Annotated in this window: 10 protein-coding genes; 7 read left to right on the forward strand and 3 right to left on the reverse strand. The window is 66.5% G+C overall.

Going from position 1 to position 16,074, the window contains the following annotated elements; all coding sequences use genetic code 11:
• Positions 1-53: 53 nt before the first annotated feature.
• Positions 54-980, forward strand: a complete 927-nt coding sequence (locus AC0IY1_RS16450) for a histone deacetylase family protein (protein ID WP_471770897.1) — start codon at positions 54-56, stop codon at positions 978-980.
• A 70-nt stretch (positions 981-1,050) separates the two neighbouring features.
• Positions 1,051-1,878: an endonuclease/exonuclease/phosphatase family protein gene (locus tag AC0IY1_RS16455; RefSeq protein ID WP_082512754.1), complete on the forward strand. Its 828-nt coding sequence runs from the start codon at positions 1,051-1,053 to the stop codon at positions 1,876-1,878.
• Here AC0IY1_RS16455 and AC0IY1_RS16460 read toward each other — a convergent pair.
• Positions 1,769-3,214 carry a phospholipase D-like domain-containing protein gene (locus AC0IY1_RS16460; protein ID WP_471770899.1) on the reverse strand — a complete coding sequence of 482 codons (1,446 nt, stop codon included), beginning with the start codon at positions 3,212-3,214 and terminating at the stop codon, positions 1,769-1,771. The two genes, AC0IY1_RS16455 and AC0IY1_RS16460, sit on opposite strands and share 110 nt — an antisense overlap.
• Positions 3,215-3,546: 332 nt before the next feature.
• Positions 3,547-7,914 carry a heparin lyase I family protein gene (locus tag AC0IY1_RS16465; protein WP_471770902.1) on the reverse strand — a complete coding sequence of 1,456 codons (4,368 nt, stop codon included), beginning with the start codon at positions 7,912-7,914 and terminating at the stop codon, positions 3,547-3,549.
• Positions 7,915-9,634: 1,720 nt separating this feature from the next.
• Between AC0IY1_RS16465 and AC0IY1_RS16470 the strand changes: the two genes are divergently transcribed.
• Positions 9,635-10,843: a polysaccharide biosynthesis/export family protein gene (locus tag AC0IY1_RS16470; RefSeq protein ID WP_471770904.1), complete on the forward strand. Its 1,209-nt coding sequence runs from the start codon at positions 9,635-9,637 to the stop codon at positions 10,841-10,843.
• Between the two features lie 349 nt (positions 10,844-11,192).
• Here AC0IY1_RS16470 and AC0IY1_RS16475 read toward each other — a convergent pair whose 3' ends face one another.
• Entirely contained in the window at positions 11,193-11,828 is a 636-nt protein-coding gene (locus tag AC0IY1_RS16475) for an SGNH/GDSL hydrolase family protein (RefSeq protein WP_471770907.1), read from the reverse strand.
• 84 nt (positions 11,829-11,912) lie between these two features.
• Here AC0IY1_RS16475 and AC0IY1_RS16480 point away from each other — a divergent pair, with 84 nt between their 5' ends.
• The 4 genes from AC0IY1_RS16480 to AC0IY1_RS16495 all read left to right on the forward strand — a co-directional run bounded on the left by AC0IY1_RS16480 (position 11,913) and on the right by AC0IY1_RS16495 (position 15,792).
• Positions 11,913-13,022 (forward strand): glycosyltransferase family 4 protein, encoded by a 1,110-nt coding sequence (locus tag AC0IY1_RS16480; RefSeq protein WP_471770909.1) that lies wholly within the window; start codon positions 11,913-11,915, stop codon positions 13,020-13,022.
• A 9-nt stretch (positions 13,023-13,031) separates the two neighbouring features.
• Positions 13,032-13,484: an acyltransferase gene (locus tag AC0IY1_RS16485; RefSeq protein ID WP_055946137.1), complete on the forward strand. Its 453-nt coding sequence runs from the start codon at positions 13,032-13,034 to the stop codon at positions 13,482-13,484.
• A gap of 314 nt (positions 13,485-13,798) precedes the next feature.
• Complete coding sequence (locus tag AC0IY1_RS16490) at positions 13,799-14,377, forward strand: hypothetical protein (RefSeq protein ID WP_055946134.1); 579 nt, start codon at positions 13,799-13,801, stop codon at positions 14,375-14,377.
• A gap of 302 nt (positions 14,378-14,679) precedes the next feature.
• Positions 14,680-15,792, forward strand: a complete 1,113-nt coding sequence (locus AC0IY1_RS16495) for a glycosyltransferase (protein ID WP_471770911.1) — start codon at positions 14,680-14,682, stop codon at positions 15,790-15,792.
• The last annotated feature ends 282 nt before the right edge of the window (positions 15,793-16,074 follow it).

Genomic DNA, 16,074 nt, shown 5'->3' on the forward strand with positions numbered 1-16,074 from the left:
CTCCCGCGGCTCATCTGGTATACCACGCTGAGACGCAGGCTCGGGAGCGCCGCATGACCATCCTCTTCAGCCACGACGCCGCCCTCGGGCACCGGACGCCGCACGGACATCCGGAACGGCCGGAGCGGATGCAGGCCGTCAAGGAAGCGCTGGGAACGGAGGCCTTCGCGACCCTCGACCGCCGGGCCCCGGAGCCCGCGAGCCTGGAGACCGTGGCGCTGGCGCATCCGGAGGAGTGGGTGCGGGCGATGGTGGCGGCGGCACCCACCGAGGGCTTGGTCCACGTGGATTCCGACACGGTGCTGTCGCCCGGCACCATCGACTGCGTGCTGCGCGGCGTCGGGGCCGCGGTCCAGGGGGTCGACGCCGTGATGACGGGGCAGGCCCGGAACGCCTTCTCGGCCATGCGGCCGCCGGGGCACCATGCCGAGCGGACCCGCGCCATGGGCTTCTGCCTGTTCAACAACGCGGCGGTGGCCGCCCGCCATGCCCGGATGGTGCACGGCGTCGACCGCGTCGCCATCGTCGACTGGGACGTGCACCACGGCAACGGCAGCCAGGACATCTTCTGGGCCGATCCCTCGGTGCTGTTCTGCTCGACCCACCAGATGCCGCTCTATCCCGGCACCGGCGCGGTCTCGGAATCCGGCGATCACGACACGATCGTCAACGCGCCCCTGAAGCCCGGCGCCGATGGAGAGCGCTTTCGCGATGCCTTTACCGCGCGCATCCTGCCGCGCCTGAAGGATTTCCGGCCCGACCTGATCATCATCTCGGCAGGCTTCGATGCCCATTGGCGCGATCCCCTGGCCAACCTGATGCTGGAGGCGGAGGACTTCGCCTGGGCCACGCGCCAGGTGATGGAGATCGCGGGGCAGGCCTGCGACGGGCGCATCGTCTCCCTGCTCGAGGGCGGCTACGACCTGAAGGGCCTCGCCGAATCCACGGCGGCGCATGTCGCCGTGCTCATGGAGTCGTGAGGCGCGAAAGCCCATGCCCGCGTCCCGGCCCGGTCTTTCCGCCGGGCGTGCCTGACCCACCTATGTGACGATGCTGAACGATCGCCGCCTCGCGCGCCTGACTGCCCGTGCCCTCCAGAACTCCCATGGGCGCCCGGGCCAAGACCGGCCCGGACTTCGCAAGATCGTCAGCTGGAACCTCCTGCGACGGGTCGGGGCGAATGTCGCCGGCATCGCGGCGCTGATCGAGCGCGAGCAGCCCGATCTCGTGCTGATGCAGGAGGCGACCAAGGACATCGAGGCCCTGCAGGCCAAGGTCGGCGGCCACTACGCCTGGGCACAGATGCCCGGACGCATCCACGGCCTCGCGGTCTGGAGTCCGACGCCCTTCGCCACGCCCCCGAAGGCCATCGAGCTTCCCGCCGGCGCGATGTTCGACCGGGTGAGCCAGGTGATCGATCTCGGCGAATTCGGCGTCGCCAATGTCCATCTCTCGCACGGCCAGATGCTCAACCGGCGGCAACTGCGCTGCATCGAGCAGAGCCTGCCGGACCGGGCTGCCGTCATCGGGGACTACAACCTGGTGGGGCCGACGCTCCTGCCCGGGTTCCGCGACGTCGGCCCGCGCCTGCCGACCCACGCCATGGCGCGGGTGGTGCCCCTGCGGCTCGACCGCTGCCTCGTGCGCGGATTGACCTGCCACGGGCGCAGCGTGCTGCCGCGCGGCGCCTCGGATCACCGGCCGATCATCGTGCACCTGGCTCCCACCCACGAGACCGTCCTGAAGGACACGGCGGCGCCGGAGCGCATCAAAGGTATGGCAGGAGTAATCGGACGCCTGCGTCGCGCAGCCGGACGGGGAGACCGCGCCGGGACAGGTGTTCGCGCGTCAGCCGGACGCTCATCTTCTCCTTCATGAACGCATCGAGGTGCCGGGCGAGCCCGGGATCATAGACCTCGACGTTCAGCTCGAAGTTCAGGCGGAAGCTGCGGGTGTCCCAGTTGGCGCTGCCGATGAAGCACCAGGCATCGTCGATCACGAGAAGCTTGGCGTGGTCGAAGGGCGGGTCGTCGAGCCAGATCCGGACGTCGCTGCGGAGGAGCGGATCCACGTGGGCCCGGGTCGCCCAGTCGACCACCGCGTGGTCGCTGTCCATCGGGATGATGACGTCCACGGTGAGGCCGCGCAGGGCTGCCAGCGACAGGGCGCTCACCAGCACCTCGCTCGGCAGGAAGTAGGGCGTCATCAGGCGGATGCTGGTCCGGGCGCAGGTGATCGCCTCGAGCACCACGAGTTCGATCTTGCGCAGGTCCGCGTCCGGACCGGAAGAGACGACGCGGGCCTGCGTCTCGCCGCGCGGGGCGAGGGGCGGAAACCAGGCGGGGCCTTCCAGCTCCTGGTCCATCACGAAGGCCCAGTCGCTGGCGAAGGCCGCCGTCAACTGGATCACGACCGGCCCCTCGATGCGGAAATGAACGTCGCGCACCGGGTCCGGCGGATGGGTCGCCACCCGGTTCTCGTCGGCGATGTTGATGCCGCCCGTGAAAGCGAGTGTCCCGTCGAGGATGAGCAGCTTCTTGTGGGTGCGCAGGTTCAGGAACGGCATCCGCCAGGGTAGGACCGAATGCATGAAGCGGCCGACCGGCACGCCCCGGCGGCGCAGGCCGCCATAGACCGAAGCGAAGAAGTAGCCGCTGCCGATGCCGTCCACGAGAACCCGGACGGCGACGCCCCGGTGATGGGCATCCTCCAACGCGTCGAGGAAGGCTCGGCCGATCTCATCCTTGCGGAAGATGTAGCTCGACAGGGCGATGGAGTGCTGGGCCTCACGAATGGCGGTCAGCATCGCCGGATAGACCGCATCGCCGTTGCGCAGCGGCACGATCCGGTTGCCCGCCTCCAGGGGAAGGCTGGTGATGCGTCGGACCGCCTGGTCGAGGGGCTGGAATCGCTCCGGCAGGACGGGCGGCGGCGGCGCGCCATCCGCGCGCCGTGGGCTGGCCTGAGAGGGCTTGATGCGGAGCTTCTGCGCCCGTCGAGTGACCCGATTGACCCCGAACAGGGCGTAGAGCGCGCTGCCAAACAGGGGCGCCAGCCAGACCAGGCCGATCCAGCCGATGGCCGCCCCGACCTCCCGCTTGCGCAGAAGGACGTGGATGCTGACGAGGCCCGAGAGGGTGGCCCCGAGGACCCAGAAAACCTCGGTCCGGATCGACGTGAGGGCGCCGATCCATGAGAGCAATGCCTGTTCCAACGCCGCTCCCGCTTCGCGCTTCCCGGGGGGCATACGCCAAGGTCGGCCGGAGCACCACGTTTGCGTCGCGTTCGCGTGCGTCGCCGGGAACGCGGCACGCGGAGCGACCAACGCACGGGTGGAGCGGTCCAACCCGGCCCCGCGTCAGGTCGGCCAAGCGCGCGCATGCTCAGACCATATGCGCGGTCAAGCGGGCTCGTCCGACGACCTGACAGGCCGGGCCACCGGACCCGTCCGGTCAGACCCTTCACCTCCTCGAGAAACGTGATCCTGCACTTGTCGACCTTGTGGCTCTCCTCCTGAAGGGCACACAAGGTCGGGTTGCGAGGTCCTCAGGCGAACAGCACGACGTCGTTGTGTCCCGGGCCGGTGAGAAGGTCGAGGTTGGTCACGCCCACGAGCTGGAACGTCTCGCTCAAGCCGCCATGGGCCGCATCCGCCTTGATCGTGTAGAGGTCCGTCCCGGCGGTATGGCTCAGCGTGGCGCCCGAGCCGAAGCCGTAGAACTCCAGATGGTCACCCGCCGCCGCACCCACGCCGGTAAAGTCCATGACCTTGTCGCCGTTGGTCTCGCCCGCGCGGAACACGAAGGTGTCCGCGCCGCCCCCGCCGATGAGCACGTCCTTGCCGCCGCTGCCGTCGAGGACGTTGGCCGCGCCGTTGCCGATCAGGATGTTGGACTGGAAGTTGCCCGTGCCGTTGATGGCCTCCCGACCCGTCAGCGTCAGGTTCTCCAGGTTGGCCTGCAGCTTGAACGTCACCGAGGCCAGGACGGTATCGGTGCCCTCATTGGCCAGCTCGATCACCCGCTCGGTCGGGCTGTCGACGATGTAGGTGTCGTCGCCCGTGCCGCCATAGAGCGTGTCGTTGCCCGTGCCGCCGTCGAGCGTGTCGTTGCCCGCCCCGCCGGAGAGGGTGTCGTTGCCGGCGCCACCGGAGAGATGATTGTCGCCCGCGTTGCCGGTCAGCACGTTGGCCAGGGCGTTGCCGGTGCCGTCGATGCTGGACGTGCCGGTCAGCGTCAGGTTCTCGACGCCGCCGTCCAGGGTGTACGAGATCGAGGCCTCGACCGTGTCGGTGCCCTGATTGGCCAGTTCGATGACCGTATCGCCGGCATTGTCCACGACATAGGTGTCGTTGCCGGTGCCGCCCGCCATGATGTCGGCGCCGAGGCCGCCGTCGAGGCGGTCGTTGCCGGCATTGCCGTAGAGCTGGTTGTTGCCGGTGTTGCCGATGAGGACGTTGTCGAGGTCGTTGCCGCTGCCCTTGAGATCGGCCGTGCCGGTCAGGGTCAGGTTCTCGAGGTTGGCCCCGAGATCGTAGCTGATCGCGGAGAGCACGGTGTCGATGCCCTCCTTGGCGGCCTCGACGACCACGTCGCCGCGCGCGTTGACGACGTAGGTGTCGTCGCCCGTGCCGCCGACCATGGTGTCGTTGCCGACGCCGCCGTCGAGCGTGTCGTTGCCGCCGAGACCGACCAGCCGGTCGTCGCCGGCGCCGCCCGACAGGGTGTTGGCGGCGTCATTGCCGGTGAGGATGTTGGCCAGGGTGTTGCCGGTGCCGTTGATGGCACTCGTCCCGGTGAGCGTCAGGTTCTCGACGTTGGCGGTGAGCGCGTAGGCGATCGAGGCGAGGACGGTGTCGCTGCCCTGGTTGGTGTACTCGATGACGGTGTCGCCGGCATGGTCCACCACGAAGGTGTCGTTGCCGAAGCCGCCATACATCCGGTCGGCTCCGGCGCCGCCATTCAGCGTGTCGTTGCCGAGTCCGCCCACCAGGGTGTCGTTCTTCAGGCCGGTGGTGAGGCTGTTCCCGGCATCCGAGGCGTAGACGAAGGCGGCACGCGCGTGATCGAGCTTGTCCGAGAGGTCGAGCGCTCCCCGGTCGGAGACCGTCAGGGTGACGGTGTCGCCAAAATGCGCCGCATCGTCGTGGGTGACGATATGCTCATAGGCTGCGAACTGCGCGACGGTCTTGGTTGCACCGAGATCGAGCGTTTCCAGCTTGATCGCGTCTGTCGGCTTCCCGAACTTATCGTAGAGCTTCACGATTTCCTGATCGCCCGCTCCGGATCGCACCTGGAAAGTGTAATCGCCCTCGAGGGCACCGAGCGCGGAACCGTAGCGTGCGATGTAGTCCTTGAGGGACCCCGCCGGAACAGTCAGGACGTGACTGTCGGTGAGCCATACGCCGGCGAGGCCCGCAGTGGCATTGACCGACCCGATCTGCTTCACGAAGTCTGCGGCGGTCATCACGAAGGCCACCACCGAAGCGGAGTCTTTGCTCAAGTGGCCCGCATCGCTGATGGACGAGGCGCTCAGCACGTGCCGACCCACCCCGAGGTTCGAGGCGACGAAGCTGTAGGTTCCGTCCTCCCGAGCCGTCGTCGTCCCGATCAGGTTGCCGTTGTCGTAGATCATGACGGCCGAGCCCGCGAGCGCCTCGCCCTTCAGCGCTGCAGAGAGGGCGCCGTCGACCATCTTCGTCTCGGCCGTCGGCGCGATCGCCGCCAGGCTGCGAAGGAGCGGCGCCGTGCCTGTTCCATGAACCATGGCGAGCGTCGGCGCAGCCTCGACCCCCTCGAGCGCAGACGCGAACTTGGTATCGACCCACTTGTCGGCCACGTATTCGAGCTTGGTCTGCTTGCCCGAGGCATCGTACCAGCGGTGGATGCTGCCGTAGGCCTTCCCCGAGACGTTGAAGTCCCACGACTCTTTCGTGCCGTCAGCACGGGTGATCACCTCACGGGTCAGAACTTCGGAGACGTACGTCTTCACGTCCGTCGACTTGTCGGTGAGCACGATCCGCTCGGAGGAGACCTGATGGTTGGCGTCGTAGGTGCGGCTGCGCGTCGAACCGTCCGTCGCGAGCCAGGTGACCGCATCGAGCGATCCATCCATCCGGGTCTTGAACTCCGTCAGGAGCTGGTTCGAGGCCGAGAAATTCTGATGCAGGGTGACGTAGGACTGGCCGGTGACCTGATAGAGGAAGGACTCCTTCGCTACCGGTCCACCGGTGGTGTGTGTGATGACTTCGCTCGTGAGGACGCCGTTCTTGTAGCTCTCGATGCGATTGGACTTGTCGCTATACGTCGTCACTTTCGAGGTGACGGTGCTGGTCGCATCGTAGTTGGTCACGACGGTGACGCCGTCACTCGTGAGCTGCGTTGCGGACTTGAGCTTGCCGACGGCATCATAGACCTTCGTCACCGTACCGCTGGCATCGATCTTCGATGAGTAATCCAGCGTGCCATCCGCATGGCTTCGCGTCGCGAGAACGACGTTGCCAGTCTTGTCGTAGGCTTGGTAGCTCGTGGTGTAGCTCTTGCCCGTGATACCGTACTGATAGATTTCCTTCGCGTAGGTGGCGTTGCTTGTTGCGTCGACGATAGTCTCGCGAACGAGCACTCCATCCTTGGTCGTCGCGGTGTAGGTGTTGATCAGGCTGCCGTTCGCATCGTAGCGAGACAAGGTTCGGTTGTCCGCCGTACCGCTCCAGAACTGGAACTGATAGCCGCCGGAAATCTTCGACAGGACGTCCTGATCGATCGCGATGATGCTCTGCATCTGCGCCAGCGAGGCGACGGTGAAGACGTGCTTGTCGGTCAGATACACGGCTGCGACGCCTGATTTCGCCGCGATCAGATCGATGCGCGCGAGAATATCCGTTGAATTGCCGATTTCGACGACCGTTTCCGCCGACACCTTGCTAAGGTGACCCTTGGCGTCGACGGTGGCGGCGGTGAAGACGTTGGTCCCAGGTGCGACACCCGACATCGTGATGGTGTAGTGGCCATCGGCGCCGCTGACGCCCTGCGCAACGAGCTGAGAACCATCGTAGATCTTGACGATCGCACCGGCCGCCGCGTCTCCCTTGAAGGTGACCGTAACGGCGCCGTCCTTGCCGACCGTACCACTGGAAAGAGCCAGCGTCGGCGCGGCGGCGGCGGCACTATAGGCCGCGCCCGCCTTGGGGATCTCGACCATGTCGCCGATGTTGATCTGCAGGTCGGAATAGGTGGCGGCGATCGTCTCGGCGGCGGGCGAACGATAGATGCCCTCCTTCCAGTAGACGCCCTTGGTGTCGGCGTAGCCCATCGGGCCGGTGTAGTCGGCGATGACCTGACCGTCGCGCACGACCACGAGACGGCCGTTGCCGGTGGCGTCGAACACCGCCTTGATGTCCATGTCGTAGGTGTGGCCGCGCTGGATGTCCTGGGTATCGAGGAAGACCTTCTTCTCGACGATCGTCCCGCTGGCATCGCGATAGCGGACCATCACGGCCATCTTCTCGCCGAACATGTTGATCGACATGCCGGGAGGCGCGCCGGCCTGGCCGTCGGTGGCATCCTGGATCAGCTGGCCGAAGGCGAGCCAGCCCTTGGCGGTGTTCGCCGCGCCGGGCTCCAGGGTGAACTTGTAGGAGATCTCGGCCGGAACGCCCTGCTTGATCAGCTCAACACTCGAGACTTCCGAACGCTCGGATCGCGTGACCTTGTCGTACCAGTTGTTGTCGCCCGCCCGAACTTCGAAACGCAGCGTGTTGTTGTCCGGGGAGGTCAGGGCGTAGCTGGCGGACGAATCGTACGTGTAGCCGGAGCCGGCATTGAGCACGTTGTAGACGTCATTGCCGAGTCCGAGCAGATAATAGATCGGGCTGGCGGGTTTCCAGTCTTTCGGATCGACGACAACGGCACCCATGGTCTTCTCGCGCTTTGAACTTTGATGCCCAAGGCGTAACAGTCCGATTCGTACATCCGATGAGTCTTATCGAGAGAAGGTGGTCCATCCGGACAACCAATTGTTAGTCTTCCCAGTTGCTAAATTCGTGTCGACTTGGCTTGGACCAAAACGCACCGTTGGTTGGCCGGGATAACTTGGTGCTCCTCGGCAAGCCGATTGCGCCCGGCTCGGCGAGCGATCCGCTCAAGCAACGGTATGCGTCGAACGAGGAATGCCGGACCGGCGATGATGTGGGGTCTCGAAGGATAGCGGACCCTGACGTCCCAGCGCATCGCGTGTCAGGATTGGGCAGCCCCAGAGAGGCGGGGCAGGGGCACGACGGCTTTCTCGCCGCGCCGCGCGAGCGAGCCTCTCGAGCAACCTGATGGGGGTGCCTTGGCGCGGGAGGGTGAAGCCGCCGTCTCCCCACGGTCCGTGGGCCGTGATCGCGCCATTGCGGTGCCTGAATTGGCCGAGCCGAAGGAGATCACCCGCGAACATGCCACGGCGCGGGGCTGGCGATCCTCCTGATCGTGCGGTGCTGAAGCACGTCCTGAGCGGACAGGCGGTCGCAGCCCAGAGCCCGACCGCTCTCGGCAAATCGGGCACGAGGCGCTACGGCCTCGCTTCGAATGGCGCTGCCCCTGAGCGGATGCTGCCCTGGTTTTCACCGCTCGGTCGCCTCGTTCTCTGCTGCGAGCGACCGGCCAAGGTTCATCACATCAAACGACGCCGGCTGCGGCCCGCGTCGTTGGGCGTTTTCCCGAGCAACGGGACTGCCGGAGGTTCTGCGATCCGCTCAGGGCCCCCAGACAAATAGCTGGGGATAGTGCGGCCGATGCGCGTGGCGCAGGGTGTAGACCGCGTTCGCGGCGGGCTCGTCCGGCAAAATCAAAACTTCTTCGCTCGGGACACATTCGAGCAGGTGGTCCGGCCGAGTCTCGCGGCAGGGAGGCCTCACGCTTCCACGCAGGGGAAGCCGGATCCGCTCGACCACATCTGCCGCCCGTGCCGGCGCTCCCTCAAGCAGGGTGCCCGTCACGCCGAGCAAGACCGCTCCCGCAAGAAACAGCGATAGACATCTTGAGTTCATTGTCCGGGTCCACACCTTCGAAGCGCTGCAGTATCGCACACAGAAGGTCGCTGCGCCTATCCTGGTTTTGGCAGCCGCTCGGCCTGCGGGTTTTCCGACCGGACGCTGCGTCGACCGTCCGCGATGATGGGCGGCAAGCGCGCGATCGCCCCGTCTGCCGGGGCGCCACGGCGGCGCCCCGATCCGGTTGCGGACAGCGATCACCGTTCTGCACACCCCACACGCGATCGCCGGACTTGATCTGGCCCCATTGCGCGTGGAAGCAGATCCAGCGCCGGAGGAAGCGGTTCCGCATGCGTGTCTGCTCGTGCAGATCGCGGCGCTCGGGCTGTGAAACCTTTGTGGGCGACCTGGCTGGAGGCCGCGACAGACCTCATCTTCGCTGATTGTGTCTTGGAGTTCTTGTCGGTCGACGAAGACCTATGAAGAATATTTACCTTACAATGCACAATTGGATAAGGGCAGGATCGGGGCAGATTTGTCTCTTCGCGAGACTCGATGCCTTCATGCAACAGCTTCGGGAAAACGAACTTCGTCGCCTTGTTTTGTGGGGCATTATCGCGAATGATTGGAAGGCCAAAGATCAATTTTCGAGGTATATATTCCGTGCGAAGCTATGGCTTTCTTGCGCGTGGCTTAGCGGCTGCATCTCTCACCGTCTGCAGCGCTGCGTGCACCATCACGCCGCGCGACGGCCCCATTGCGTCAACGGTCCGTTCCTCCGCCGATGTCACCATCGAGCCGGCGCCCGAGGCACTCAGCTTCGCTCTCGTATCCCTGAGCCCGACGTCGTTGAGCGTCGCCAACCGCACCACCGTTGGGGCCACGCCGTCTTTCCGATCCCTCGCGAACCGCAGCGGTGGATCGCAGGGGCGCATCGCGATCGGAGACGTCCTGGCGATTACGGTCTTCGAAGCGCAGAGCGGTGGATTGTTCATCCCCAGCGATTCCAGCTCGCGGAGCGGCAACTTCGTGCAGGTGCCGAACCAGCAGGTTGATGCGAGCGGGATGGTCAGTGTGCCCTATGCGGGAAGCATCCGGGTTGCCGGCCGGACGGCCGATCAGGTCGGCAAGGAGATCGCCCAGCTTCTCGCCAAGCGGGCGATCGAGCCTCAAGTCATCGTCACGCAGGTGGAGCGTCACGGCAACGACATCTCCATCCTGGGCGACGTCAATCTGGCGACACGCTTCTCGCTCGATCCGGGCGGCATGAGACTGCTCGGCGCGATTGCACGCGCCGGCGGTCCCCGCAGCCCGGCCTACGAAACGTTGATCACGGTTCAGCGCGGCGGTCGCACCGAGCAGGCCCTGATGACGAACCTCGTGAAGAACCCGTCACAGAACATCCAGCTTGCCGCTGGGGATGCGGTCTATCTCTCGCGCGAGCCCAAGATCTTCATGACGCTGGGTGCCACCTTGCCGCCCGGCTCGGTCGGCGGCATCAACAATCGCCGGTTCCCCTTCGACAACGACAACATGACCCTGGCAGAGGCGATCGCGAAGTCCGGCGGCCTCGACGATGCACGGGCCGATCCGACGGCGGTGTTCGTCTACCGCATGGAATCGCGCCGGACCCTGAGCGAGATGGGCGTCGACACGACCCGGTATGCCAGCGATCTTGTGCCGACCATCTATACGGTCAATCTCGCGCAGGCCGACGGATTGTTCCTGTCGAGCTCGTTCTTCATGCGAAACAAGGACATCATCTACGTGTCGACATCCCAGTCGACCGAGGTGAACAAGTTCTTCGGCATGGTTCGGTCCACGACCGCGCCGTTCTACGATGTCAGCGTCGGGGCGGCGACAATACGGTAATCGTCCGATCGAAGCGCTTGATCGCGCGTGCGGGCATCGCTCTCCGCGATGCCCGCACGCGCCTGCTTCCGAAAAGGATCAGGCGGCGCGGGAGAGCGGTGTCGGCCCGGCCGATGATGGCCCCGTCATTCTCCCGGGGCTGCTGGCGAGACCGATCGGCCTGTCGCCCGCCTCGGATGTGGGGTGGTGTTGCTGAGTTTGTTGAGTTGGCCAACAGGGAGCGTCGCACGGTCGTCGCGCCCAGCCAGGGCACGGTCCGTCGCACGGTTGAGGCGCGCTCAGCACGCGCCTGATCACTTGGTCGACCGTGTTCCGAGATCGAACCCAGATCGGGCCGATGCCCTTTCGTTTACTGCGCGTCCTGCGGTCGGCCGAGGTGTTCGACCAGGGCCGGAACCATGATCGCCGCGGCCTCGGCTGCCATCGGGTGCAGTCCGTCGGGAATGGCGCGTGCGCGGGCGGCGCGGCCAAGGCGGTGCCAGGCCGGCCGATGGTCGAGGAATTCCGCGCCCAGCGCCCGTGCGAGGTCACGGTGCGCTGCGGTGTAGGCCTTCAACCGCGGCCGAACGAGTCCGCGCAGGCCGGAGACCGGATTCATCGCCATCACGACGACGCGGGGCCGGGGCGTGAGTGAGAGCAGCCGCTCCAGGATCGTGCGCATGGCGGCGAGGCTGCGGCCGAGCGACAGGCGTCGTTGCAGGGCCGCGTCATTGGTCGCAAATTCCACCAGCACGACATCCGGTTTCAGCGCGACGACCGCCTCCAGATTCGCGCAGCCCCACAGGGATGTCTCGCCAGCCCGGGCAACGATCCGGACGGAGACCGGCCGAACCAGGCGCACGGACAACTGGCGCTCCAGGGCCTCCTGCCATCCGCCCCGGGACGTCAGGCTGGTGCCGACCGTGACGACCGTGAGGGGAGCGGCGTCGTCATCCGGACCGGTCCCGGTCGCACGCGCGGCGAGACCTTGCGGCGGTGCGGTCACGGCCCGGCTTCCCTTTGCATTCGAACACGCGTCGGATAGGGTACCGGCCGCGCTCAGGCAAGCCGCAATTGCTCTGGAGATTCAATGAAGGTCATGGTCTGGCCGACCGCTCGCGGCGGGATGCGCTCGGTTGTCGAAGGCTATCGCGACGACGGTTTTCTGGAGGCACAGGACGTTCATCTGGTCGCTTCCTATGCCGAAGGGTCCTTTGTCGGTCGCCAGCTGCTGCTCCTGAAGGGCCTCGCACGATACGCATGGCTCCTGGCGACACGGCCCGTCACGCTCGTCCACATCCACGCGGCCATGAAAGGCAGCTTCTGGCGGAAGGCGATCTTCGCGGGACTGGCGCGGCGCCGCGGCGTACCGGTCATCCTGCACCTTCACGGCTCGGAGATGAAGAGCTTCTACGAGCGTCAGACGCCGCGGCTCAAAGGGGTGATCCAGGCGCAGCTCGCACGCGCGAGCCGGGTCGTGGTCCTGTCGCAGAGTTGGCGCGACTTCGTTGCAGGCATCGCGCCGACGGCGAAAACGGTCGTTCTGCCAAACTACGTCACCGTGCCGGCCCGTCCGGCGCGCGGCACGGGCGAACCGCTCACCTTGCTGTTTCTGGGCTTGGTCGGCGTGCGCAAGGGGATCTACGATCTCCTCGAGGCCCTCGCGATGGTGCGGGCGGAACTGCCGCCGTTCCGGCTGATCGTAGGCGGTAACGGCGAGGTCGAGGCCGCCGCGGCGCGCGCCCAGGCCCTGGGACTCGCTGGTCTCGTCTCGTTCGAGGGCTGGGTCGGACCGGCGCGCAAGGCGCAACTGCTCGACGAGGCCGATATCTACGTCCTTCCTTCGCACAACGAGGGACTTCCGATGAGCGTGCTGGAAGCGATGGCCTACGGCCTGCCCGTGGTGACGACCGATGTCGGCGGCTTGCCGGAACTCGTCGAGGACGGCGTTCAAGGTCGCGTGGTCCCGGCTCGCGACGTGACGGCCCTCGCCCACGCGCTGCGCGCGCTGGCCATCGACGGGACGGTTCGCGCGCGGATGGGCAAGGCCGGGCGTATCCGGGTGCAGGCGAGCTATAGCCAGGAGGCCGTCTTGCCCGCGCTCGCGGACCTATACGACTCGGTGCAACACGACCGGACACCGCCGCTGCCGGCCGGCGACCCCGCCATGCGCGGCAAATCTTCCGCTAAGTTGGTTTAGGCATCGAGCATGGCCACGCTGAACAAGCTCAAGAAACTGCGACACGTGCTCGTTTATCTGAAACGGGTCTACTACACGCGTCTCTGGGGGATGGATCTGCACCCCACGTGCGAGTTCTCGCTCACGACGCGCTTCGATTTGACGTACCCCAAGGGCGTGCATGTCGGGGAAGAGAGCTACGTGGCGTTCGATGTGGCCGTGTTGACCCACGACCGGACCCGCCGGATGTACAGTCATACCCGTATCGGTCGGCGCTGCTTCATCGGTGGCCGCAGCATCATCCTGCCGGGCGTTCAGATCGGCGACGAATGCGTCGTCGGTGCGGGCAGCGTTGTGACGAAGGACGTGCCCCCGCGCTGCGTCGTCGTCGGCAGCCCCGCCCGGATCGTGCGGCGCGACATCCAGGTCGGAGCCTACGGTCAGTTTCTGGACTCCGCTCCTCCGTCGGTCTTGGCCGTGTAGAAACGGTTCGAGATCGAGGGCAGGTTCGGACCGCGCGGCGGGGATCTCCCGCGAGGCGTTCTCCGGTCCCGGCAGCCTCGTGCAGGATCCCCCTCTGCAGGATCCGCCCCTGTAAAGACACCGGGTTTCACGACCCGGCGCGTGCCTGAGCGAGGAAGCCGTTCGGGTGCCCGGGACAGGGCCCTTGAAGGCAGTCCCCTCCGGGATTGGAGACGGAAGGGGCGTGCCACCATGCGGGATAGCCCTGTGGCGTTCGACTCTGTTAGAGAGCGACCTGATGCGGGAGATCAGTCCCGTCGACTATGAGGTGGACCATGCCTTCCGGGTTCTCGGCCGGCCTCGCCCTCGCTGCGATGCTTTGCAGCGCATCTCTCGTGGCTGCCACCACCGCGCGGGCTGCGAATTGCTCGAAGCTGTCGGCCAGCGAGACGCATCAGACCGTGGAGAGCTTCCTGAAGAGACCTGAGGGGGTCTTGGAGCAATATCCCGATGCCGGCATCAAGTTGACCTCGCATACGGCCTTGGTCCTGACTGCTTCGCCCGGCTCCGCGCTGACGCCGGTCCTCGACAACCTCAAGATTGCGACCGCGGATCAGAGGCGGTCGATCGGCCGGGGGCTGGGCCAAGCGGCCAATGCCTGCGTCTTCAGTGGCCAGCCGACCATCGCGCGGCAGATGCTCGAACAGCTGCGTCAGCGTGAACAGCCCGACGCCCTCGCGAGCTTCAACGCGGTCTTTATGCCGACGGCCGCCGCAGGGTTGCCGCCGAGCCGGCAGCCCGAGGAATCGAGCAAGCGTCTCCTGGGCAGCCAGCGCCTGGCTGCGCCGGAGACCAACGTGTTTCGGGACAATCTCATCGTCAATCCGCTGAGACCGATCCAACCGATCAAATGAGGCGGCCCATCGTCAGGGCCATGCCGGACCGGTACAGCGCCGCCCCGAGAGGGGGCGTCAGGGCTCGGCGGAAGGCCCGGCAGAGCGGGTTCGCTCTTGCAGCCGACCCATCCGCGCAGGCTGCCCCTCGCCCCCGGTGAACTCCGCACAGGACGCCCTGGCGCATCTCTGCTCTGCGACTTAACAAGAACCTGTTGCAACGCGGCAAAGCCTGATCGGTGGACCTTCGGGGTGCGAGCCCGACGGGTGCGCCGGGCGGGCGCGAGGTCATCGGACAGGGTCGCAGGAGGCGAGGACGTTTCATGACGCCGCAAACCCCGGGCCGGCCTTCGCTGGCCATCTATCTGCCGGACCTGAGCGGCGGCGGTGCCGAACGGCTCTACCTGACCCTTGCCCCGGCCTTCGTGGCGGCTGGTTTTGCGGTCGAGTTCCTGCTGGATCGCCGTCGGGGCGAGCTTCTGAACGCGGTCCCGCCTGGTATTCCGGTGCGCTCGCTCGATGCGGAGCGCCAACTCAAGGCCCTGCCGCGCTTGGTCGCCGATCTGCGCCGCGCCCCGCCCGATCTCCTGCTCTCGGCGATGGAGCACATGAACGTCACCGCGATCGCGGCGAAGATCCTCGCGCGTGTCCCGACCCAGATCGTCGTCAGCCAACACAACGCCCTCTCCCATCAGGCGCGCAGACCCGGCCTGAAGAACACCGCGCTGCCGTGGCTCTACGCGATGGCGCTGCCCCGCGCCGCCGGGATCATCGCCGTGTCGGGCGGCGTCGCCGACGAGACGGCGCGGCTCGCGCGCCTGCCCCGGGCGCGGATCTCGGTCATCTACAACGGGACGGTGAATGCGGAGCGATCGGTATCCGCCGCAGCGCTGCCCGCCTGGTGGCCGCGGGCGCAACGCGTGGTCCTCTCGGTCGGGCGCTTCGTTCCGCAGAAGGATCACGCGACCCTGCTGCGTGCCTTCGCAATGTTCCAGAGGCCCGACGACGCCCTCGTGCTCCTGGGGGAAGGGCCGTTGCGCGGTGAGTTGGCGCAACTGGCTGCCAGTCTGGGTATCGGGGCGCAGGTGTCGATGCCGGGCTTCCTCGACGACCCATTGCCGGCGATGGCGGCCGCCAATGTCCTTGCGCTCTCGTCACGCTACGAGGGATTCGGGCTGGTGCTCGCCGAAGCGATGTCGTGCGGCACGCCGGTCGTCAGCACCGATTGCGAGTTTGGGCCGTCGGAGATCCTCGACAACGGTCGCTTCGGCCGCCTCGTCCCTGTGGGGGACCCTGCTGCCTTGGCCACCGCTCTCGCGGAGACCTTGGACGCGCCGCTGAGACCCGAGATTCTCGCAGCGCGGGGCAGGGAGTTTTCGGTCGCGAACTGCGCCGCCGGATACCTTGCCGCGTTCCGTCGAATCCTGGCGCGCTGACCGACGTCGACGCTGGGTGTGCGTCCCGCCCGCGACCTTGGCTGAGCTGGCGCGATCACCTGCGGCGTGGAGGGTGTGATCAAGCGGTCCTAGACGGTGCGAGCCTTGGTCGATGCCGCGCATCGATGCCGCTCCGGCTGCACCTGCGAGCGTTGCGCGCGAGATCGTCGGCGCAGAGGCGCGTCCCACGACCGGACCAGCGCCCTGTCTGAACGTCCAGCGGCCGGTCTCATCCAGGATGAAACCGGCCGCAGGGTCGATTGTAAGGCCGTCCGTCGCGGA

This window comes from Methylobacterium sp. AC690, from assembly GCF_979256535.1.